Source organism: Mycoplasmopsis anatis (genome assembly GCF_900660655.1).
In the GTDB taxonomy this organism is placed as follows: Bacteria; Bacillota_I; Bacilli_A; order Mycoplasmatales; family Metamycoplasmataceae; genus Mycoplasmopsis; species Mycoplasmopsis anatis.
The window spans coordinates 548,648-572,107 of sequence record NZ_LR215035.1; the positions used below are offsets into that span (position 1 = coordinate 548,648).

At 27.1% G+C, this 23,460-nt stretch carries 20 protein-coding genes and 1 pseudogene; 5 read left to right on the forward strand and 16 right to left on the reverse strand.

Features of this window, described 5'->3' with window-relative positions; all coding sequences use genetic code 4:
• Positions 1 to 16 precede the first annotated feature (16 nt).
• The 11 genes from EXC66_RS02310 to EXC66_RS04550 form a co-directional block, all read right to left on the reverse strand.
• Positions 17 to 4,447 (reverse strand): DNA-directed RNA polymerase subunit beta', encoded by a 4,431-nt coding sequence (locus tag EXC66_RS02310; protein ID WP_334198991.1) that lies wholly within the window; start codon positions 4,445 to 4,447, stop codon positions 17 to 19.
• Positions 4,437 to 8,036, reverse strand: a complete 3,600-nt coding sequence (rpoB, locus tag EXC66_RS02315) for a DNA-directed RNA polymerase subunit beta (protein ID WP_006886312.1) — start codon at positions 8,034 to 8,036, stop codon at positions 4,437 to 4,439. Before rpoB ends, EXC66_RS02310 begins: the two co-directional genes overlap by 11 nt.
• Before the next feature lie 327 nt (positions 8,037 to 8,363).
• Positions 8,364 to 8,732, reverse strand: coding sequence for a 50S ribosomal protein L7/L12 (gene rplL, locus EXC66_RS02320; RefSeq protein WP_006886313.1), 369 nt, complete (start codon positions 8,730 to 8,732; stop codon positions 8,364 to 8,366).
• Between the two features lie 36 nt (positions 8,733 to 8,768).
• On the reverse strand, positions 8,769 to 9,266 hold the full coding sequence (gene rplJ / locus EXC66_RS02325; protein WP_006886314.1) for a 50S ribosomal protein L10: 498 nt from the start codon (positions 9,264 to 9,266) through the stop codon (positions 8,769 to 8,771).
• Between the two features lie 176 nt (positions 9,267 to 9,442).
• Positions 9,443 to 10,849 (reverse strand): hypothetical protein, encoded by a 1,407-nt coding sequence (locus EXC66_RS02330; protein WP_006886315.1) that lies wholly within the window; start codon positions 10,847 to 10,849, stop codon positions 9,443 to 9,445.
• Positions 10,797 to 11,363, reverse strand: a complete 567-nt coding sequence (gene holA, locus EXC66_RS02335; protein WP_129622361.1) for a DNA polymerase III subunit delta — start codon at positions 11,361 to 11,363, stop codon at positions 10,797 to 10,799. Before holA ends, EXC66_RS02330 begins: the two co-directional genes overlap by 53 nt.
• Positions 11,336 to 11,734 (reverse strand): DNA polymerase III subunit delta, encoded by a 399-nt coding sequence (locus EXC66_RS02340; RefSeq protein ID WP_129622363.1) that lies wholly within the window; start codon positions 11,732 to 11,734, stop codon positions 11,336 to 11,338. Before EXC66_RS02340 ends, holA begins: the two co-directional genes overlap by 28 nt.
• Positions 11,735 to 11,762: 28 nt before the next feature.
• The gene (locus tag EXC66_RS02345; RefSeq protein ID WP_006886317.1) at positions 11,763 to 12,995 is read right to left on the reverse strand and encodes a ComEC/Rec2 family competence protein; all 1,233 of its coding nucleotides are present in this window, start codon (positions 12,993 to 12,995) and stop codon (positions 11,763 to 11,765) included.
• 98 nt (positions 12,996 to 13,093) lie between these two features.
• Positions 13,094 to 13,591 carry an MAG0490 family ComEA-like DNA-binding protein gene (locus tag EXC66_RS02350; RefSeq protein ID WP_129622365.1) on the reverse strand — a complete coding sequence of 166 codons (498 nt, stop codon included), beginning with the start codon at positions 13,589 to 13,591 and terminating at the stop codon, positions 13,094 to 13,096.
• 81 nt (positions 13,592 to 13,672) lie between these two features.
• On the reverse strand, positions 13,673 to 13,912 hold the full coding sequence (locus EXC66_RS02355) for a YneF family protein (protein WP_006886253.1): 240 nt from the start codon (positions 13,910 to 13,912) through the stop codon (positions 13,673 to 13,675).
• Positions 13,913 to 14,164: 252 nt separating this feature from the next.
• Complete coding sequence (locus EXC66_RS04550) at positions 14,165 to 14,380, reverse strand: leucine-rich repeat protein (RefSeq protein ID WP_083815523.1); 216 nt, start codon at positions 14,378 to 14,380, stop codon at positions 14,165 to 14,167.
• Between the two features lie 973 nt (positions 14,381 to 15,353).
• On the opposite strand from EXC66_RS04550, the gene EXC66_RS02365 reads away from it, so the two are divergent.
• Positions 15,354 to 15,698, forward strand: a complete 345-nt coding sequence (locus tag EXC66_RS02365; RefSeq protein ID WP_129622366.1) for a hypothetical protein — start codon at positions 15,354 to 15,356, stop codon at positions 15,696 to 15,698.
• Positions 15,699 to 15,726: 28 nt separating this feature from the next.
• Here EXC66_RS02365 and EXC66_RS02370 read toward each other — a convergent pair whose 3' ends face one another.
• Genes EXC66_RS02370 through mutM form a run of 4 tightly spaced genes read right to left on the reverse strand, consistent with a single transcriptional unit; the run spans position 15,727 to position 18,517 of the window.
• Positions 15,727 to 16,809: a zinc-binding metallopeptidase family protein gene (locus EXC66_RS02370; RefSeq protein ID WP_006886250.1), complete on the reverse strand. Its 1,083-nt coding sequence runs from the start codon at positions 16,807 to 16,809 to the stop codon at positions 15,727 to 15,729.
• Between the two features lie 28 nt (positions 16,810 to 16,837).
• A complete protein-coding gene (locus EXC66_RS02375; RefSeq protein WP_006886249.1) occupies positions 16,838 to 17,140 on the reverse strand; it encodes a Smr/MutS family protein in 303 nt (100 codons plus the stop codon).
• Positions 17,128 to 17,667 carry a cysteine hydrolase family protein gene (locus EXC66_RS02380; RefSeq protein WP_006886248.1) on the reverse strand — a complete coding sequence of 180 codons (540 nt, stop codon included), beginning with the start codon at positions 17,665 to 17,667 and terminating at the stop codon, positions 17,128 to 17,130. The genes EXC66_RS02375 and EXC66_RS02380 overlap by 13 nt, the downstream gene beginning before the upstream one ends.
• Positions 17,657 to 18,517 carry a bifunctional DNA-formamidopyrimidine glycosylase/DNA-(apurinic or apyrimidinic site) lyase gene (gene mutM, locus EXC66_RS02385; RefSeq protein ID WP_006886247.1) on the reverse strand — a complete coding sequence of 287 codons (861 nt, stop codon included), beginning with the start codon at positions 18,515 to 18,517 and terminating at the stop codon, positions 17,657 to 17,659. The genes EXC66_RS02380 and mutM overlap by 11 nt, the downstream gene beginning before the upstream one ends.
• A 48-nt stretch (positions 18,518 to 18,565) precedes the next feature.
• Between mutM and EXC66_RS02390 the strand changes: the two genes are divergently transcribed.
• Genes EXC66_RS02390 through EXC66_RS02405 form a run of 4 tightly spaced genes read left to right on the forward strand, consistent with a single transcriptional unit; the run spans position 18,566 to position 21,860 of the window.
• Positions 18,566 to 19,060, forward strand: a complete 495-nt coding sequence (locus EXC66_RS02390; protein WP_006886246.1) for a Sua5/YciO/YrdC/YwlC family protein — start codon at positions 18,566 to 18,568, stop codon at positions 19,058 to 19,060.
• Positions 19,061 to 19,117: 57 nt separating this feature from the next.
• Positions 19,118 to 20,182, forward strand: coding sequence for a Dam family site-specific DNA-(adenine-N6)-methyltransferase (locus tag EXC66_RS02395; RefSeq protein ID WP_006886245.1), 1,065 nt, complete (start codon positions 19,118 to 19,120; stop codon positions 20,180 to 20,182).
• Positions 20,175 to 20,945 carry a DNA-methyltransferase gene (locus EXC66_RS02400; protein ID WP_006886244.1) on the forward strand — a complete coding sequence of 257 codons (771 nt, stop codon included), beginning with the start codon at positions 20,175 to 20,177 and terminating at the stop codon, positions 20,943 to 20,945. The genes EXC66_RS02395 and EXC66_RS02400 overlap by 8 nt, the downstream gene beginning before the upstream one ends.
• A 60-nt stretch (positions 20,946 to 21,005) precedes the next feature.
• Positions 21,006 to 21,860, forward strand: coding sequence for a type II restriction endonuclease (locus tag EXC66_RS02405; RefSeq protein WP_006886243.1), 855 nt, complete (start codon positions 21,006 to 21,008; stop codon positions 21,858 to 21,860).
• Positions 21,861 to 22,211: 351 nt separating this feature from the next.
• Here the strand turns inward: EXC66_RS02405 and EXC66_RS02410 are convergent.
• Positions 22,212 to 23,194 (reverse strand): annotated as a pseudogene (locus EXC66_RS02410) (IS30 family transposase).
• Positions 23,195 to 23,460: the final 266 nt, after the last annotated feature.

Consider the following 23,460-nt stretch of genomic DNA (forward strand, 5'->3'; position numbering starts at 1 on the left):
ACTTATTTTGCTTATTTTAATAATCATCATTATAATCATTATCTTCATCTGGATTATTGTCATAAATTTCATCAAGAGAAATTGTGTATTCATCTCCATCAATTAAATTATAACCATTTAATCCTTCTAATTCTTCAAAATCTTCATCAATACTTATATTATCAAAGTCTTCATTAGTTGGATCGTATTTTCCTTTAAAGTATGTTCTTGGATCACGAATGTCATATTTTCCTTTTGCTTCATAATTAATATTAGTTCCAGCTGGAATTTTGTGACCAAGAATAATATTTTCTTTAAGACCTTCTAAATTGTCAACTCTTTGAGAAATCGAAGAATTAACTAATATTTTTGCAGTTTCTTGATATGAGGCAGCTGCTAAGAACGAATCACTAAGAAGAGGTGTTTGTTTTGCCCCTCTAATTTTTACTTCCCCATATGCAGGTTTCTTACCTTGAGAAATTAAACGACCATTTTCTCTTTGATATACAAATGTATCTATTAAACTACCTGTAAAGAAGTTTGAATCTCCTGGGTCTGTTATCATGACCTTAGAAAGCATTTGACGAATAATAATTTCAATGTATTTATCAGAAATTGAAATACCTTGAAGTCTATAAAGTCTTTGGACTTCTTTTAATAAGTAGTTTTGAACCGCTCTTGTGTCAACTGTTTCAAGTAACTCAGTTAATACAATAGGACCTTCAACAAGTTTTTGACCTGGAATAACTTTATCTCCAACAGATACTCTAAGTTTTTGTGAAACTTTAGCATTGTATGTTTCCCTAACAGTTTCATCACCATTTCTATATGCAACAGTAATTAATAAGATATCAGTATCTTTACCATCTTTGTCTTTTGCTATGGTAATACCTGTTACTATACCATTGTGTTTTGAAATTACAGCAGGTCTACCTCAAGGTGAATCGTAGGCATCGATTAATTCAATTAAACGACCAAATCCACCAGTAATATCTTCAACCCCGGCAACACCCCCGGTATGGAATGTACGCATGGTAAGTTGTGTTCCAGGTTCACCAATACTTTGAGCGGCAACAACTCCAACAGCTTCACCAATATTAACAATTCTGTTTGTAGCCATATCTTTACCAAAACATTTCTTACATACTCCATTACGTGTATGACATGAAAGTACAGAACGGATTTCTACTTCAGTAGCTTTAGCATCATTGATAATTCTTTCTGTAATTTCTGGTGTTATCAATGTATTAGCAGCTGCAATTAATTCACCATTTTCATCATAAATTGCACGGTTTGTAAATCTTCCTTCAATTCTTTCTGAAAGTGACTCAATTACTGTATCAGTTTTTGTATCTTTAATATCTTTAACTATGAATCCAAAGTCAGAACCACAATCATCTTCTCTAACAACAATACCTTGAGCAACGTCAACTAAACGACGTGTTAAATATCCAGATTTAGCTGTGTTAAGAGCAGTATCGGTAAGTCCTTTACGAGCCCCGTGAGTTGATGAAAAGAACTCATATCCTGTAAGTCCGTCAAGGAAACTTGACTTAACAGGGATCTCAATAATACTACGAACAACACGATCATTAGCAGCATCGGCTTTAAGAATTTTTGTATTGTTTGTCATAAGTCCACGCATACCAGCAAGTTGAACAAAGTTAGAGATATTTCCACGAGCTCCAGAAAGGAACATTGTAAATAATGGGTTATTCATATCAGATTTAGTAACAACTTTTAAGTCGGCTTCAATACTTTCTTTAACTTCAGATCATTTTTGAATTGTTAATATGTAACGTTCATCATCAGTTAAATATCCTTTTTCAAAGTATTCTTTTAGTTTGTTTGCATAAGCTTCACCATCTTTGATTTTTTCTTTAGTAGATGGAACAGTTGTAACGTCATTCATTGAAATAGTTGTACCTGATTTAGTTGAGTAATGGAATCCTAAATCTTTAATCTTATCTAGAATTTTAGCTACTTTGTTGGTATAGTCAAATCATACTTTTTCAAGTAATTCAGTGTAATTTGATACCGTTCACTCTTTTTGTAGACCTTTATTCTTTCTAGTTGAAATAGCATCTATTTCTGCAAAATGTTTTTTGATTAATTTAGCAATTGTGTTTGCATGTACTTGATTGATTGGTTCATTTTTATAATCTTTTAATTCAGCACATTTAGTAAATAAATCTTTGTAATTTTCTCTATTAACTTCATTTATTACACTTGCAATATCTTCCATTGTAACAACTGCAACATATTTTTCATAAACTTTACGAACGATTTTTACAATATCTTTTTTAGATAAAGCGGTGTTTGTTGGTAAATTTTTAATATATTCACTAAAGTTTACTTCATATGGAAGAGTATATTCATCAACATTATTTAAACTTGTATGAATTTTTTCACTCTCACTAACTTTAACATCACCATTTGAGTCTGTTGTAACTTTTTTTGTTACTCTTTTACCAAAAACAAATTCAAAATCTGATGGAAAGGCATTGTTAAGAATGAATTTCCCAGGTGTTGAAATTACATATTTTTTGTTTGGATCTAGTTGTAATTGGTCTTTATTAACTTCTTTTATAGGTAAAACAACTCTAGTGTGAAGGGTAATGTATCCTCTTTCATAAGCATTAAGCATATCGCTCATTGAAGAATAATATGTTGCTTCACCTTTTGCGTTTTCTTTTTCAAGAGTTAAGTAATATAAACCAAGAATAATATCTTGAGATGGGTTAATTATCGGTTCTCCATCTTTAGGACCAAGAATATTTTTTGAGGCTAGCATTAATTCTCTAGCTTCACGTACCGCTTCGTCAGAGATAGGAACGTGAACAGCCATTTGATCCCCATCGAAGTCAGCGTTAAAAGCTGTAGTTACTAATGGGTGTAATCTAATTGCTTTCCCTCTAATTAGAACTGGTTCAAAAGCTTGAATTGAAAGACGGTGAAGTGTAGGAGCACGGTTTAATAGTACTGGTCTACCTTCGATTGCTCTCTCAACATAAGGTCAAATCATAGGATCAAGAGATTCAACTTTCTTTTTAGCAGCTTTAATTGAGTTAATTCCTTCATTAGATTTAATAATTTCTTTAATAACTCATGGCTCAAATAATTTTGCAGCCATTTCACGTGGAATACCAACTTGGTGCATTTTTAATGTAGGACCAACAACAATAACACTACGTCCTGAGTAATCTACACGTTTTCCAAGCAAGTTTTGACGGAAGCGACCTTTTTTACCTGTAATAGCATCACTAATAGATTTAAGAGGTCTTGAATCTTTTGATACAACAGGACTAGGTTTTTTTCTAGCGTTGTCAATCAAAGCATCAACCGCTTCTTGAATCATACGGTATTCGTTTTGTTTGATTAACATAGGTGCATCAGATGCATTTCATTTTTCTAAACGATTATTTCTAATAATGATACGACGATATAACTCGTTAATATCGCTAGTTGAGTGACGTCCGCCATCAAGTTGAACAAGAGGACGAAGATCAGCAGGAATAACAGGAAGATTGTAAATTAACATACTTGTTAATTTTTGACCAGATTTAATAAATGAATTAATAATTGTAAGTCTTTTATATAGTTTAGTTCTTTCTTGAACCTTTGTTCCTGTTAAAGTTTCGCCAACAGGGATACTATTATTAATTAATTCGATTTCTTCAGTAACTTTTTTTGCTTCTTCTTCTAAATCAATGTGAGTTAAAAGATATTCAATAGCTTGAGAACCAGTACCTATTTTAGCATTTGAATATTCATGAATAATATCGTTATATTCATAGAAGTCAATACCGTAATCTTTACCCATTTGTGATGCTGCATATTGGCGTAATTCACTTAGAGCTAGTGCTATGTCTTCATATTCTTCAGAATCTTTTGGATACATATCAAGCATTTCGTGAAGAACAGATTCGTAAATACTTGCAGCTTCGTTAATGTCAATAATGGTATTTTTCTTAAGAGCTTTAAGCCCACCATCTTCAAGAACAATGTGTGATTTATAGTAAATTAATTTTTCTAAATCAGCCTTAGTAACAATTTTATTAGTATCACTAACTTTAAGTCCTAATAATTTAGAAATGATTGAGTGATCAATTTTAAAGAATCAGAAGTGCACAACAGGGTTGTGTAAATGAATGTGCCCCATTCTACTTCTACGAGTAATTTTTGGAAGTATTTTTGGTTTATATTTTTCACAAGCAGTTGTTTTTGAACAAACACTATTTTCATCACTTCTTTTATATTTTGTATTACAGATAGGACATTTATAATCTGTAGTTGGACCAAAAATTAATTCATCAAAAAGACCATCTCTTTCAGGTTTATATGATTTATAGTTAATTGTTTCAGGTTTAGTAACTTCACCATTTGATCATTCTAAAACATCTTCATCTGTTGCAAGACTTAGAATGATTTTTTCTATTTTTTTAGATTCTTCAAAATTATTCATTATCTACCTCTCCTGATTCTAGGTATTGGAAGATATCATCATCTTCATCTTCACTATTTTTATCTTTAAGAGTTAATTTCATTCCTAATCCTCTAAGTTCATAACTGAGAACATTAAATGATTCAGGTGTACCTGGTTTAGGTAATTCTCTACCGCTAGCTAAAGCGCTGTAAAGTAAGTTTCTTCCAGAGATATCATCAGATTTATATGTTAAGATCTCTTGTAAAACATTAGTTGCTCCATAAGCTTCAATAGCTCATGTTTCCATTTCCCCAAATCTTTGTCCCCCGTTTTGGCTTTTTCCTCCAAGAGGTTGTTGTGTGATTAATGAGTATGGTCCTACACTACGACCATGCATTTTATCATCAACCATGTGGTTAAGTTTAAGCATATACATAACCCCAACAGAAACAGGATTATCAAATTTTTCACCAGTAACTGGATCAATTAAAATTTGTTTTCCTGTTTTTGGAAGTCCTGCTTCTTCAAGAGCATTTTCAATATCTTGTTTCTTAACTCCATCAAATGAAGGTGTAACAAATTTAACACCAAGTTTACGTGCAGCCATTCCAAGGTGTAACTCAAGAACTTGACCTATATTCATACGTGAAGGTACCCCTTGAGGGTTAAGCATAATATCAACTGGTGTACCATCTTCAAGGTGTGGCATATCTTCTTCAGGTAAAACTATGGAAATAACACCTTTGTTCCCGTGGCGACCAGCCATCTTGTCACCAACTTTGATTTTTCTCTTTTGAGCAATTGACACCTTAACAATTTTGTCAATTCCATCTTCTAGAACATCGCCAAGTTCTCTACTTAAAACTTCAACACCAATAACAGTACCGTTGTGACCATTTTTAACCTTTAATGATGTATCTCTATCACTAGATGGTCTTTGTTGAAGAATAGCCATCAATAATTTTTCCTCTTGTGTTGGGTTTTCTTCACCTTTAGGACTTACCCGACCAACAAGAACATCACCTGGTACAACTTCAGAACCTACTCTAACAATACCGTTTTCGTCTAAGTTTCTAATTGAATATTTTGATACATTAGGAATTGAAGCTGTTAATTTATCATCACCAGCTTTACTATTTCTAAATTGAATAGTTTGTTCTTCGATATGGATCGATGTATAAACATCATCTTTAACTAGTTTTTCATTTAAGATGATAGCATCCTCATAGTTATAACCGTTTCATGTTGTAAAAGCGACTAAAACGTTTTTACCTAAAGCTAATTCACCATTTTTGAATGATGAACCATCAACTATTAATTCACCCTCTTCAACTTTATCACCTAATTTAACGATAGGGATTTGGTTAATAACTGTTCCTTGGTTAGATCTTTCAAAATTTCTTAAAACATACTTGTCTGTTGTACCTTTATCGTTTTTAATGTGAATTTTTTGTGAGTCAACATAAATAACTTCACCAGCGTTTTTAGCAACTAAATTGTATGCTGAATATTTAGCAATATCACCTTCAATACCTGTCGCAACATATGGAGCTTCAGTTTGAAGAAGAGGCACTGCTTGACGTTGCATGTTTGAACCCATAAGTGCACGGTTAGCATCGTCGTTTTCTAAGAATGGAATAGCACCAGCAGCTACTGATACCATTTGTTTTGATGAAACCTCGATAAAATCAACTTCACTTGGTTTATCAATAACATAATTATAGTTATGTCTAATTGTGATTAATTCATCCACAATTTTGTTGTTTTCGTCAACAGTTACAGAAGATTGAGAGAATTTATACCCAATTTCCTCTGATGCTGTTAAATATCTAACGTCATTATAGTCAATAACACCATTGTTAACTTTGAAATAAGGAGTTTGTAAGAATCCCATTTCATTAACTTTTGCATATGTTGCATAGTTCAAGATAAGACCGATGTTTGGACCTTCTGGAGTTTCGATTGGACAAATTCTTCCGTAGTGAGTTGAATGAACGTCACGAACCTCAAACTGAGCTGTATCACGATTAAGTCCACCAGGTCCAAGAGAAGTAACACGACGTTTGTTAGATACTTCTGCTAATGGATTGATTTGGTCCATAAATTGTGAGAGTTTAGATGAGTTAAAGAATGTCTTCATTTGATTTGTTATTAATTTGTTGTTTGTAACATTTTTAGCCGTTACTTTTTCAGGTTCTTTAGCTCCCATTCTTTCACGAGTGGTCTTTTCAAGTTTTGATAAAGCCACATTTAATTGGTTAGCTAATAATTCTCCTACAGAAACAATTCTTTTATTAACCATTGAGTCTGGATCATCGTCAGTACCTATATCGTCAATTAAGTTGAAATAGTAACTAATTGCTGCAACGATATCAGAAATTAATAAGTGTTGTTCATCGGAGCGTTGGTCATTCCCAATAACAAGTATTGGTTCTTTGTTTTCATCTTCCATGCTCTTTCTGTTTGGATATATTTTAACTTTTGAAATTTTAATTCTTTTAGCAAGAGATTTGTTTTGAGGAGTAATTAAGTTATAGTAAACTAAATCAGGATTTACATTTTCAATATAATCCATTGCTACAATTTTTTCTTTAAATGATTTATTAATTTCTAAGGCTATTTCATGTGTTATGAATGTACCTTCAGTAAATAGCACTTCCCCATTTTTAGCTTTTATATCTTCGGCTAAATAAGTACCAATAATACGATCAACCACACTTAATTTGTTATTTAACATGTAACGCCCGGTAGCTGAAAGGTTGTAACGCTTTTTATCAAATAAAATATTTGGAATTAATGATTTTTTAGCATCAACAGAAATACGATCACCTTTTCTAAGTCATCTGAATAATTCTTCTTGACACATATCAATCATTTCTTCATCAGTTATTCCTGGAGTGTTGATTAATTTGTCTCTATTTAATGTTTCAAGTAACTCTTCACTTGAACCGAATAACTTTTTAATTGTTTCAGGCATAATTCCTAAAGCAACTAAGAAAGTTGATAATGCAACGTTTTTGTTTTTGTCTATTTTAATTTTTACTGTGTCAATATTTGATGATGTAATTTTATGTGAAATTTCAACCCATGAACCAATTCTAGGTAAAATTTCTAACTTGTTAAATAGATCATCAGATTGTTTGTTACGAACACCTCTACCAAAGTATGCACCAGGTGATCTAATCAACTGACTAACAACAACTTTTTCTGAACCGTTAATAATAAAACTTCCACCACTAGTCATTAAAGGAATTTCACCAAGAAGAACTTCATCTTCTTTAACTTCCCCTGTGCTTGTAATTTCACGTTTTAATGTTGCATAAACTTTTGCAGAAAAGTTAATTCCTTTAGCTTTACACTTTCTAATTTCCTCACCTTCGCTGGTTATTTTTTTGTAAGGATAAGAAATTCTTAAACTTTTCTTGACATAGTCAAGTTTAACTTTTTTATCAGCTGCTTCAATTGGATAGTGTTCCAATAAAGCTTCTTCAATATTACTTTTTAAGAAATTATCAAAGCTATCTTTACTAGTTGATAAGATATTAAAAACAGGAAGAGATCTTTTGGTTACCGAGTAATCTCTTCTTTGAGTATTTTTTCCGAATGTACTAATTCTGTAATTTTGATCCATCTTCGCTCCTTATTATAAAATGCATTAAAAAAGTATTAAAAAATACTTTATTTTTAAAATACATATAAAGCATATAAATGATATCAAAATAGTCTTTTTTTTAAAGTAAAAAAATAAGTAATTTTTAACCTATTTTTAAGTGTTTTTTAGATTTTGTTTGGAGTATTAAAATAACAATTTTTACCTTATCTTTTAGTTAAAAAATTAAAAATACAGGTGATTATAATCACAAATTTAAACGATTGTTTTTCTTTATTTACACATAATTACACAAAATTTAATAATTAATAAAAAAAGCCGAATGGCTTTTCTGTTTAATTATGATAATTAGTCAATTGATACTTCAGCACCAGCTTCAACTAAAGCGGCTTTAATTTGTTCAGCTTCTTCTGGTTTAACGTTTTCTTTAAGAGCAACAGGAGCAGAGTCAACTAATTTTTTAGCATCCATTAATCCTACTCCTAAAAGGTCTTTAACTACTTTAATAACAGCAACTTTGTTTGAAGCTGATTTTAATGTAACAGTAACTTCAGATTTTTCTTCTTCAGCAGCTGCAGCAGGACCAGCAGCAACAGCAACAGCAGCAGTTGGGTCAATACCAAACTCTTCTTTCATTGCTTCTACTAATTCCATAATTTCTTTAATTGTCATTTCTTTTAATGATTCGATGAATGATTCTCTTGTTAATTTAGCCATAATATTATTTCCTTTCTTAATATTTTGAATTTTTAATTATTCTGTTTTACCTTCACTAATTAATTTAAGTGAAAGAGATACTTGTTGTAATGGTGCCATCATTGAACGAGCAAGAATTCCAAGTGCTTCTTCGTAACTAGGTAATGTAGCAACTTCATTAACACCTTTAGCATCAATAGCTTTACCTTCGTATGTACCAGCTTTAATAACCATAATTTTGTTATCTTTAGCGAAGTTAACTAATAACTTAGCAGCAGACATAGCATCATTATTTGAAAAAGCAAAAATGTTTGGACCAACAAGGTGACTTTCAAGACCACTTATTCCTAAATCTTCAACAGCTAGCTTAAATAAACGGTTTTTGTAAACTTTAATTTCAACACCAACTTTTTTAGCTTCTCTTCTTAATGTAAGAAGTTCTTCAACTGTTAATCCACGGTATTCTGCGAAAGCGATTGCTTGAGATGCGTTAATTTTATCTTTAATTTCATTAACAACTTGTCTTTTTGCAATTCTTAATTTTGATTCAGCCATACAATCTCCTTTCATAATATATATAAGCAACACATTAAGATAAAGATTATAATTAATATACACTCGGTAACATTTTTAAGCTATGCCGTTACTGTCTTGATGTATTGCTAAGATATTATAATATAAAATATAAAAAATCCAAACCTAATTTACAGTTTGGATAATTGCTTAATTTTTTATTTATTTTGCTCGTTTATAGATACTTTTTTATAAATTTCAAAATGATAAGGTCTTATTGTATCGTTAAAATATGAAATTCCGCTTGTGTAAATAATTTTTAAATCATCTTTAATTGTAAATTTTTTACTTGAAATATACGGATTAAATACAAAATAATAAGTTTCATCTTCACTAATTATTTTATAAATAAATACTTTTTCAATCATCGGAGATAAGATTTTAAGTTTATTTTCACTAGAGATTATTAATTTGAGCTTGAAATAAAAATTAGATAAAATCAAAATTTGATTAAAAAATGTCTTTTCTAAATTAATTCCTGCTAAATGTGATTCAGTCTTTATATTGTTCTTCTCTAAGTTTTTTCTAGAATTGTCACTATATTTTTCAACACTAGGAATATATGTGTTATAAATTGATTGTGACATTAATGCTTGTAAAGATAGAAATGATTTAATAATCTCACTTTTGTAAAATTTTGAATCAGCAAAATAATTAAATCTATTATTTTCTAGATCATTATTCAATACAAATGAAATTTTCGTTAAATAAAGTGATTCGATGATGTTGCTAACTTCTTCTATTTTTTGTAAATTTGATAAATCATAAAAATAATCATCAAAATAAGTTAGCTCTAATAATAAATTGAAAAATTCTTTGTTACTAAAATTATCTTTTAATGCAAAATTAACATTGAATTTTTGTTTTATTACATTAAAGATATGATTAATTTCCTCAACAAAACTGTGTTGTTCTTGTTCTTTATTTTTTGTAAATACTTTACTAAAATCGTTTATCACAAAACCTGTTGACATAAATGAATTTTTAAAATAATCCACAACTTTAGATAGAGATTCTTTAAAGTAACTTTGTCCGTTTTTAGATATTTTAAGGGTAAAACTTTGCGTTTTTATAAAATCAATTAAGTTTTCTTTGGTCTCCTGATTATTTTTTTGGTATCAAAAATTATCTGAATTAGCAGAGTTTGAATTAAATTCAGCATATTCCAAAATTCTAGATATTCTCTTATCAAATGAGAAGATCTCATCAACTGAAATTGTAAAGTAAACCCTAAGACCTAATGAGATTATTTTTCTACAAAAAATTTTAAGATTTCTAATTATTTCAATTTTATTTTTTATTTGTTCATTATTGTCCGAATATTCAAAATTCAATAGATTATTTATTTTAGGAAAAACAACAATTGATGAAGTATTTTCCAAAACACTAACATTGTTCAAAAATGATATTAAATACTCTTTTATTATATTTTTATCACAAGTATCAAAGATATATTGATTTAATTCTATATATGTTTTATGAGTTGAATTAAATTCATTTTTTTTATTTTTGTTAGTCAATTTTTGAAAACTGTTTAATCAAGAAAGTTTCAAATTCTTTTTCAATTTCTGCTCCTTTGTACATAACTCTTTCTTCAAGTTCCGCTGATTCTTTTATTATTTTTAATACTTTTTTATATCCATATTTATTAAATAGAGAATTTGCTTTTTTAATTCTAAATTCATGAATCTTTAGATATCCTGACATTTGCATTGTGGTAAAATCCATTTTTTGGAGTCTATACACTTTATGAGCTAGAGAAAAAATATTATTAATTTGCATTAAAAGTGTATAGTGATCTACACCTTCATCAATTTGTTGTTTGTAATTTTTTCAAATCTCAACAAAATTGTATGACTCAAGTGAGTTAGAAAAACCGAAAATATTATTTAAATTGTATTTTGGAATACTTGAGTTGAACATTTCAGAAGTTATATTTTTATTTTCAACTAGTAATTTATCAATTTCACTAATTATTATTGATAAATTATCAGGTAAAATTTCGCTTAAAATAATCGCATCTGCTTGCGAAATAGTACCACCTTTTTGTTTTATATAATTAAAGATCGAACTAGGCAAATCTTTTTTGAGATTTTCTTTGATTCAATTATTTTAGCTTCATTCAATATTTTGTTAGTCAAAGTATTTTTAGTTAACTTTGAATCATTTACTACAAAAATGATTTGATCATTTTTATTTGAGTTTAGTAAATCTACTATTAAATTAAGCTTATCATCGGTGATTTTTTTTGATACTAATCCTTCAAAATCTTCAATAATAATCAATCTATCCTGGTTAAATAAACTAAGTGAAGAAAGAATTTCACATAATTCATCAAAAGTATTTGTACTTTCTCATTTGTGAATGTCCGAATCTGAAAAAGTCTTTTTTAATTTATTTAACTCATCCTCAATAAAATAAGGTTCATCTCCAAAAATACAGTAAATCATACCTATATTATAAATTTTTATTTTTAGTTTAATTCATTTTGAAAAATTTTTGTTTAATTATTAATTTATATGGTTGATTTGTTCAAATATTGTTAAAAATAATTTTGATAAAGATAACGGAGAAGATAAAAGCTAAAACTAAATCTTGATTTAGTAAAAAATTAGTTGTTAAAGTTATATTAAAAATGTTGCAAAAATCAAAAATAAGATTAAAAATTATGTAATAGTAATCTATAATGATTGGAATAAATCAAAACAGTAAATTAAATATAATTGAAAACTCAATAACTATACTAAAAATAAATATGTTTATAATTGCAAGGATATTAAAATTATTTTGTGTAGTTAAAGAGATTAACAATGAAAAAAGATAAGAATTAATAAAAATGTATACTTGATTTAAAATAATTTGTTTCTTTGTTACAGTTTTCCTTTTAAATACAATGATAAGTATTGTTATTAAATATGAATATCATAAACTGATATTAAATATAAAAAATGGGTTTATAAGTAATGAAATAAGTAAGGTTATATAAATAATAAATAGTTTCTCGTTAATAAAATTATATTTACTGGTATTATTAATTTTAATTAATGAAATTAAGTTAACTAAAATAATGTATAAATAAGCTCTTAATGAGGAAACTGAGAAATTAACAAATATAAAATATACACTTATAAACATCAAAGGAAAATAAATATTCAAATTGAATTTAAGCTTGCTAAAAAGTTTATTAAAAATGCTAAAAACAATATTAAAATGAAAACCACTAATGACAATTAAATGAACTATTCCTAAATTTTTACTGATGTCTAAAATATTTGAATCATAATCTACCTTACCAAAAAGCAATGTTAAAGTCATATTCTTATAGGAATCTTTAGTGAAAAAATTTAGGTTAAAGAATTTGTCTATTCAACTTAGTTTTATATCGTTTTTGTGGTAATTATTTAATTTAATGAAGCCCAGTATAAACTTAGAATATCAAAAGTTTTTGCTTTGAGGATTAAATTCAGTTATTGTAAAAGTACTTGTAAGTTTTTGCCCAACTTCAAAATCATAATTATTTTTATACAGCAAATATCTTTTATTGTTAAATTGAACAAAATAGTAATTTTTATTTTTTGAAATAACCACTATTTCCTGTTCTATTATTTGATTATTATCATTACTAATATAACTCTTTCAAATAAGTATACTAAAACATAATGTTAATACACTACCAATATAAATAAGAAATACTTTTTTATTTATTAACATCAAAGAACTTAAAAATATGAATAAAAATAAATAAAATAAATTAAAACTAAAGAATAATTTAATCAAAAGAATTATGTTAGTAATTAAAAATATACTAATTACTCTAATATTAAAAATTTCTTTAACTTGGTTAAAGTAGTTAGACCAATACCTTTGATATTTGCAATATCGTCTCATGTTATCCTCTTATTAATATTTTTTTGCTTAAATTCCCATAATAATTCTGAAATTCTTTTTGTTATTCCACGATAGTAAAAATCCTGGTAGCTATTAATCAGTTTTCAAGTTATTCTTGAATTTTCAAATGGAACAAAAATTAAAGCATTTATTGGAGCTTTTTCTTCAAGATTTATATTAGATAAATCCGCTTGTGAGAGTATTTTAGCCTTAAAAAATAATTCCCGATAAGTTAATTCCACTTCTGAACTTATTTCATTAAACTTAACCGCTCCTTCTAGTTTATAAGTATAGATATCAATAGTTTTTTCTCTTTTTTTAGATATGATTAAAGAATTAGGAAAAACAACATAGTAGATAATTGCACTACTAACTATAATAAAAATTAGTCCAATAAAAATATTCATCTTTTGTTTCACACTTATTTATGTTTAAAAATTATTAAGTGAACAAAAAAAGGAAAAAATAAAACAAAATAGGATTTCTCCTATTTTGCATAATTAATCTTTAGCATTTTGCATTGAACGCATAACTTGTCTAATTTGTGCTTCGGATGCTTTTCTTCCCATTTGAGCAAACATAACTCTAATTTGTTTTTCAGTAATAGGTGGGTTTTCTTTAATTTGTTTTTGAAACATGTGTCTAACAACAAAAAATGTTATTATTCCTGTGAAGATCGCCGCAGCAATAATTGTACCAACAATCATTAACACTAATTGTCATACTTCAAAGTGTACCATATATATCCTTTCTTAGTTAGAATGTATATTAATTATAACTTATTTATACTAGTTTCCTTAATATATTTATAGCTAATAAGAAAAATATTAAAGTTTTTATTATTAATATTTACCTTGTATCATAATTTAGTAATTATTAAGAAAAGTATATACAATACCATTTATAATTATTGGGTTTTCACTAAATTTAGTTTTTAAGTTTTCTAAAAATAAGGTATTATCAAAGGCCCCATTACCAATTCAACTAACATTTTACGTAATATTTACTATAGCTGAATTTGAGCAATTTTCAAAAGCTTGATTATCAATTCAATTTAAGCTTTCTGGAAGAATAAACAATGTTAAACTAGAACATCCACTAAATGAACTATGTCCAATAAATCTTGAACTTTTACTAAAAGAAATTAATTTTAATTTAGAGCAAGCACTAAAGGCATAACTTTCAATTGAAGATACTTTATCAGGGATTTAAATTGATTCTAAGCTAGAACAATTCAAGATGGTGGGATTCATGAAAAAATGTGTTATTTATTAATATGAAATTTTTACCATCTTTATATTTTTATTTATTTGTATCAATAAAACATTAAAATTAAATTAGTTAAAAAGATTAAATGTGAGGAAAAATATGAAGATCAAAAACACAATAAATTCACTCAGAACAAAACGATAAATGAGTTTGTTAAAAGCAATAAAAAACTTATAGTCAAACATTACAATTAAAGATTAAAATAAGATTGAAGATTATGTTTGATAACAACTAAATGACTTAATAATAGAATGCAATTTGAATAAAAATATGAATTGCTTTATCAAATTTTAAAAATAGAAGAATATATATCAAAAAGTTCTAAGAAATTTGATTGAGTTACAATTAATAATAACCGTAATTTAGTTCATGCTAAAAGGAGGATATGATGGCTAAAACTAAATATGAACTTCACAAAATCAAACTTACAAAAGTTTATGATAAGACAAAAGGATGATATATAAAAACTCTACCAAATAAAACAAAAATAGATAATTTAGGATAAAAATGTATTTATATTTAAATAGTTTTTATGGTTTACTAATTACATCTGTAATAACAGCATTACTTATAATTATAATTTTATCTTGTGCCCTAATTCCATATTCAAAAACGATTAATTTAAACAAAAAACTACAATACAAAAAAATATTTTTTAAATATGAATTTCGTACAGATTACTTAAAACCAATAATAATATCTTATGCTGTTTTTGCCGTATTATTTTTAAGTATTATAGTTACCATATTTATCAGTGGTGATATATATTGAAAACATTCGCATTTTTTAGTTAATGTTTGGCTTTGTCTTATCGTATTATTTTTATCAAATATAGCTTTTTTCATATTAGATAAAAAATATAAAAAATTAATTAAAAATATCAAAATTACTGAATTTAAGTTAAGCAAAAAAATGTTATTAAAACAAAACGTTTTTGGCAACTTTAACAACACAAATTTAATCTATGCAAATACAATGGGTAGAAAATATAGATTAAAAGATTTAAGTATAATTACAAAAATATGAAAAATTTTTGCTAAAAAATATTTAGCCCTTAAAATATTTAGAATTTTAGTTTTTTACACTCCAGAATGCATGAATCTTCATAAATATGTGGATACAAAAAATCATCAAGAAGTTTATACTATGTACTTAAATATTGCCTTTAAACAGTGAAGTTATTTAACTAAAAGCAACGATTCAGCTTTATTTATAGATCAAATAGCGAAATTAAAACATTTAATAACCGTTGAATAAAAACACAAAGTTTTATTAACCTTGTGTTTTATTTGTATTTTATCTCATTAAATTTTTCTTCATTGAAGCTCTTAATAAATTCAATAATTAAGTTACCTGAACTTATTAAATCAGAAATAGAACAAACTCCAATTGGTGAGTGAAGATATCTCTGAGGAAGCGAGATGGTAATTGTTGCAACTCCACCACGACCATATTGCAATTCGGCTGCATCAGTTCCTCCACCAGCTGCGATAAATTTATAAGCCTTAATATCTTTTTCTTTAGCTAATTCATAAAGATATTTTACTAGTTTAGGGTCCATCATGGTTCCACCATCATGAATTCTTAAAGCTGCTCCAGCAAATAATCTAGTAGTTCCAGCTATTGTACCAATTGTATCGTGTGAACTAGTAGTATCTAGTGCGATTGCTACATCTGGATTAATAATTGAAACTGCAGTTTTGGCTCCACGAGTTCCAACTTCTTCTTGAACTGTTCCAACAAGATATAAATCAACATCTAGTTCTAAGTCTTTAATTTGGTTAGCGATATAGTCTAAAACAGTAACTCCAGCTCTGTTATCCATAGCTTTACCACCAATTAAATCTTCATTTTTGAATTTAATTGTTTCACCACTGAGATAAACTCTGTCACCAATTTCAACACCATTTTCCTTAGCGTCAATGTCTGAGGTAAACCCAAAATCAGCATAAATTTCTTTGTTAGTAATAGCTTTATTTACTTTTTCAGCTTCCATAATATGAATTGAAGTGTGTCCAAAAACACCTAAAAACTCTTCATTTTTACTTGTTACTAATTTAGCTTTAGTTCCGACTACTACTGTTGGTCAAATTCCACCAACTGGCGAAAGTAATAGTTGCCCTTTAGGATCAATTAATCTTACTAAATAACCAACTTCATCCATGTGAGCAGCAATCATAACTTTAGGTGCATTAGATTTTTTTGATTTCTTATGAATAATTAGTGAACCAAAACCATCACGAGTATACTCAAAATTATTACTAAAAGTATTTTCTTTCAAAGCTTGAGCAACTGGTTCTTCAAAACGAGACATTCCTTCAATTTTCATATATTGAATTAATCTATTTTTAAATTCTTCTCTGTTCATTTTTTACTCCATTTTTCTCTACGTAATATTAATTTTTATATTGGCTAAAAATTTCATCGATGTCTGCATCAAAATCTTCTTCATCTTCTTGAAAGAAGTTATCATTTTCAACTTTTCTGGTGATTAAATAAGCGCCTTTTTTATTAGTTTCTACTCAATTAAAATTGAATTCTTCTGCAGTTTTCTCAACATAATATTTAAGTGCTCCAGTACCTACGCCTGTAATCACTAATAATTGTGAAACTTCACCTTTCTCAAGTCTTGAAAAAGGATCTCAAATTTCAGATTGAGCTTGTTCAATTGTGCAACCGTGTAAATCTATTTCAATCATTTTTGTACCTTTATTCCAGCATTTTTCATTAATTTTAATGCGAAAGTATTAAACTCTTTAGCATTATGATCTTCACTATCAAAAGTAGCTACTAAATCACTATATACAATTATATCTTTATTAATTTTTAAAGAATTAAAATATGTCTTTAATGTTGTTGCAAACTGTAAAACACAAATATCAGTACAACAACCGATAATCTCAATTGTGTCAAATTTATTTAGCTCATCCTTGTCTATAAAAAAGAATGAATTAGTGCAGTTTTTATAGACAATATTTTGAATATATTTACTTAATTCCTTAACTACTTCAGACTCAGAAGTATTCTTCAAGCAGTGAAGAGGATACTCATTCATTTCTATGTCATCTTGTTCATGAAAATCACAAAGAAAAGTAATAGAACTACTCTTATTTATTTCTAAAAATTTTGCAATTGGCTTGATAATATCTTCAATATTTTTAGAATACAAATTACCATGATGTGCAAAACCATTAACCATATCCACAACAAAAATTTTATTCAACATTACCTTCTTTCTGGCATCTTGGACAATAAGTAGTTCCGCGACCATTATCTTTAAAATCCAATTTCACTTTAATTAATTTTTCTTTATTACACTGTAAACAAGTTAAATTAAAACGTCCATAAACAAATAACTTATTCTGAAAAGTACCAATCTTACCATTCACTCCTTTGTATGAATTTACAGATGAACCACCTGCATTAATGCTTTGATCCATAATCTCTTGTGCACTTTTAAGAATTTTTTGTAATTTATTTTTAGATATTAAATTACATTTAGTCATTGGATATACTTTTTCTTTATGAAGCGTTTCATCAGCATAGATATTACCAATTCCAAGCACTAAAGACTGATCAAGCAATATAGACTTAATACTTTTAGTTCTTTTCTGGAGTTTTTTGTATAACTCATCTACATTTACATCTCCCGGTAATTGAGCTAAATTTTTAATTTCATATAAACTTCGCTTATCCTCTTTATCAATGATTTCAAATGAACCGAACATTCTTGTATCATTGTATGCAAGAGCGATATTTTTATCTAAAATAAAAATGATGTAATCATGTTTTTCTCTTATACCTTCTTTAATTAATTTTATATCACGAGTGTAATATTTACCTTCCATTCTTAAATGTGAAATCATTCGAGAATTATCATCAAAAATAAACTCAATAAATTTACCAATATTATTTACTTTAGTGATAGTTTTATTAACTAAAAAATTTATAAATTCTTTCTCTGTAGTATTTTTTATAAATTTAGAAGAAATAACAATAACTTTAGTTATTTTACGATTATTTACAATGGTTTCTAAACCTTTTCTTACGATAGTAACTTCTGGATATTCTGGCATATTTAATATTATATTTTAAAAGAAATAAAATAATATAAAATTAATTTTATGTATGATAATTTTGATGATATTATAATTTGTTCAACTGACACAGTAAATGGAATTGGTGGTCCAGTAAATGATTCTGTTTTAGAAAAGATTTATTATTTAAAAAAAAGACCAATTGATAAAAAAATTATGATTTTAGTTAGCTCGATTGAACAAGCAAAAAATTTTCCTCAATGAAATCAAAAAGCGACTGAGTGAGCTAAAAAATATTGACCAGGAGCTTTTAGTATTGTGGTTAATAATCAAGGTTTTAGAATGCCTGATAATAAGCAATTACTTAAATATCTTGAGATTAATGGTCCTCATTATATGTCTAGTGCAAATATCTCTTCTGAAGAAGTTATTGAATTAAGTCAAGCAAATACTGTTTTTCCAATGGTTAAAAAAGTTTATGACTTTGGTAAGTCAAATGGACTTGCAAGTAATATTTATATTTTAGATAAAAATGAATGAATAATCAGAGATATAAACAGTTTTAATCTAAAAGAAAAATAATATTATTGGAATTAAAATAATTCTTGTATTAAAATACACATTTAGTATAATTAAATTATGATTAAAACTATTCAACAAAATTTTGGTACTAATCTTAAACAGATAAGAAATAAATCAAATTTATCACAAGAAGATCTTGCAGAACTTTCAGGAATCGATAGGGCTCAAATTTCACGGATTGAAAAAGGTCTAATTAATGTTACTTTAGAGACAATTGTAAAGCTAAAAAATTCATTAGGTGTTGATTTTTCTCAAATTATGGATATTGATGCCGATTTAAAACCTAAGCCATTCGTAAAATGGGCAGGTGGAAAAACTCAGATACTTTCTAAAATCAAAGATTTTTTACCAAAAAAATATAATGACTATTATGAACCTTTTGTTGGTGGTGGTGCTTTATTTTTCGAACTTTGTCCACAAAAAGCATATATAAATGACTTTAATAAAGAATTAATTTCTGCTTATAAATGCTTTCAAAATTTAACTCAATTGGTCAAACTTAAAGAAGAATTACTAAAACACGAAAGTAACCATAGCGAAGAATACTATTATAAAATTCGTGAAATGGATAAATCTGATAACTATGAAAGTTTGGAGCTATATATGAAAGCAGCAAGATTAATTTACTTGAATAAATCTTGCTTTAACGGATTATATAGGGTTAATTCTAAGGGTTTTTTTAATGTACCCTTTGGTAAAAAAATAAATGTAAAAACTTTTGATAATGAAAATTTTGAAGCTATTAAATTATTCTTTAATAAATCTAAAATAGAGATAACAAGTCTAGATTTTGAAAAAGCACTTGAAACTGCTAAAAATAATGACTTTGTTTATTTAGATCCGCCTTACGATATTTATCCTGATAAAAACGGTTTTGTAAATTATGATAAAAATGGGTTTGGAAAAGATGAACAAATTAGACTTAGAGATTGTGTTATTAACTTAACAAGCAAAGGTGTAAAAGTTATGATCTCAAATCATAATACAAAATTTATAAATGAAATTTATAAGGACTTCAATATTCATGTAATTAGTGCAAAGCGAATAATAAATTCTAAAGCAGACAGAAGAGGTGAAGTTGAGGAAGTTATCATAACAAACTTTAAGGATATAAATGAATAAAATTAAACCTTATTATAATGAAGATGGATTCACACTGTATTTTAAGAATAATAAAAATCTATCAAAAATTATAGAAGAAAAAACAATAGATATGATTTTTGCAGACCCTCCTTATTTTCTATCTAGTGATGGTATAACATGCAAATCAGGAAAAATGGTTTCAGTTAATAAAGCCACTTGAGATAAAACAATCAATATAAAGGAAAAGATTAAATATAATAGAAATTGAATAAAAGAGTGTAAGAAGGTTTTAAAAGATAATGGAACTATTTGAGTCAGTGGCACTTTTCATAATATTTATTCTGTTGGAATAGCACTTGAATTAGAAGGATTTTCAATCATAAATAACATTACTTGACAAAAACCAAATCCTGCACCAAATTTATCCTGTAGAACTTTTACACACTCAACCGAAACTATAATATGAGCAAGAAAAAAAGATGCTAAAAACAATAAATACTATTTTAATTATCGGTTAATGAAACAAATTAATAATGGTAAACAAATGAAAGATGTTTGGAATATTAATTTGCCGAAAAATGATGAGAAGAAATTTGGTAAACATCCGACCCAAAAACCATTATCTCTTTTAGAAAGAATAATTTTATCCAGCACAAAAGAAAATGAATTAATTTTAGACCCTTTTAATGGAAGTGGAACAACTGGAATTGCAGCCAAAAAATTAAATAGAAAATATATTGGAATAGATAATGATAAAAACTATTTAGATATAACTGTTCAAAGATATAAATTTGGTTCATAAATGTTTTATATTTGTAAACTTTATAAATTTAGTACATATACATAGTAGAGTGGTAATGATATGAGAAATTATGATGAATGAATCTCAAAATTTAAACCTAGTATATCAGGTTATGATTTTTATGTAGATTTTGATAAAGTCTATAATAATATTGAAAAAATAAAAGTTGAACTAAATATTCTTAATTCACTAATAGGTTCAAAAGATATTGAAAGAGAATTTCGAGAAATTGTTCAAAAATATCCCGAAACACTTAAATGCATTCCGATACTTATAGCTAAGAGAGAAAAAAGCATTTTTTGTTCTGACAAAAATGGTGGTTTTGAGTTTGATTTTTACAATATGAATTATTCAATTGATGATTATGTTAATTTTATGGAAAAAACCGGATTATTTAATTTAATTCAAAATAATATTATAGGTAACCTCTATGACTATGTTTTAGGTGTAGAGGTAGGGTTAGATTCTAATTCTAGAAAAAATAGAGGTGGATTATTGATGGAACATCTAGTTGAAAATTACATTAAAGATGCTGGATTTATAGAAAATATTAATTACTTTAAACAATTACAAATTACTCAATTAGAACAAAAAATTGGTAAAAAATTAGAATCTTTATATCATTTAAAAAATACAATTAAAAAATTTGATTTTGTTTTGCTTACTAGCAAAAATATTTACTTGTGCGAATGTAATTTTTACTCATCAAGTGGTTCTAAATTAAACGAAACATCTAGAAGCTACAAAAGTCTAGCAAATGATATAAACAAAGTTAGAGGATTAAAATTTGTTTGATTTACAGATGGAATTGGATGATTGAATAACAAGAATATATTAAAGGAAACCTTTGATATATTGGAAGATATTTATAGTATTGATGATTTAGAAAATGGAATATTAAAAAAACTTAAATAATGATTGTTCAATAAATATACGTTATATTATTTATTAAAAGGATAAACACCAAATCGGCCCATTATTCTGTTCGTTTCTTTTTTAAACCTTCAAGTGCAAACACTTCTCTTATGTTTATTTTACACAAAAATTAAATATTTTTTATAAAAAGCCTTGCGGCGCTTGAGCAGATTAGTCCGTCAGGGCGTTTCGCTATTATAATTAGAAAATAAAAAGACCGAGCGTCGTTTGAGCGGGGAGAAAAAGAACCATATCTTGTATGTTAATGAATAGCAAAAAATCAAAAGCCTCCACGGCGCTTGAGTGGATAAAAAGATAAAGATTTATGAATTATTGTGGTTATATTACACTCTATCATTCAAGATCAGGTAATTGGTTTAATAAAAATAGTTCTATTTCGTATTCTTGTTCGGCTATTTCTTTAGAGGATTTAAAACAAAAAATTTTTCTCGGCATATTGTTTATTTTATCTTGAAGTTCCTGGATTTGTTCATCTGTTAAATTAGTAAAATCAAATCCTTTTTTATGTTTTCTTCTTATTAAACCATTTATATTTTCATTAGAACCTCTCTGAAATGAACAATATGTCTGTGCTTTATAAATTACTAAATCATTTTGACGAGCTACTAGTCCAAGAGATTGAAACTCAAAACCATTATCAGAAGTTATTGATAAAAATGGGTATTTTGATTCTTCAATTATTTTCTTTAATACTTTGTTTATTTCAAGAGAAAATTTACTTTTAACCCTTTTTATATAGGTAAAACGTGTTTTTCTTTCGGTTAATGTTAATAAATTATGATGTCCTTTCATTTTTCTTCCGATAACTAAGTCTATTTCTCAATGACCTCATTTTTCTCTTTTATCAATATCTTTTGGTCTCATAGCAATAGGGTAGACATATTTATTTCCGTTTGTTAATCTAACTTTATAATCTGCTTTTCTTTTACCGTTTTTAACATACGCCTTTCTTAGTCTATTATTCATTTTGTGAACTCAAATATTCGACTTAATCCATTTATAAATAGTTTTTACAGAATAACCTTTTTTATTAGTTTTTTCTTGATAAAGTTTAAGAGTTGCTTCAACCCCGTGATAATTTTTTTGTAATTTTTAACAAAGAAATCGTTAAATGCTTTGTGTCTGAATACGCATTGTGATTTCTTGAATAGCACATTGTCTAATTCTCATTTTTTATGTGCATATGATGCATCGTAACATCCATAAATATTAGAATTTCTTTTAATTTCCCTTGAGATTGTACTAACTGATCTTTTAAGCATTTTCCCAATTTCTTTTAATGTTTTAATTCCATAATGAATTTGAATTATTAATCTCTATTCTAGTTTTAATTGTGTATAATTCATATGACCTCATTTCAAATAAATGGTTAAAAGAGAAACTGTTTGCAATCTGTTTGTTTCTCTTTTTTTATTTTAAATCAAAAAAGTACAAACGCAAATACGTTTGCACTTCAAAGTATAATCAAGGAAACATGAAGTTAGCCAAAATAATTGGTTAATTTCATGTTTTTACTTACAACTTGGAAACTCAGGTATAAACAAGAATAAATATACTAAACTAAAAAATGCAAACACAG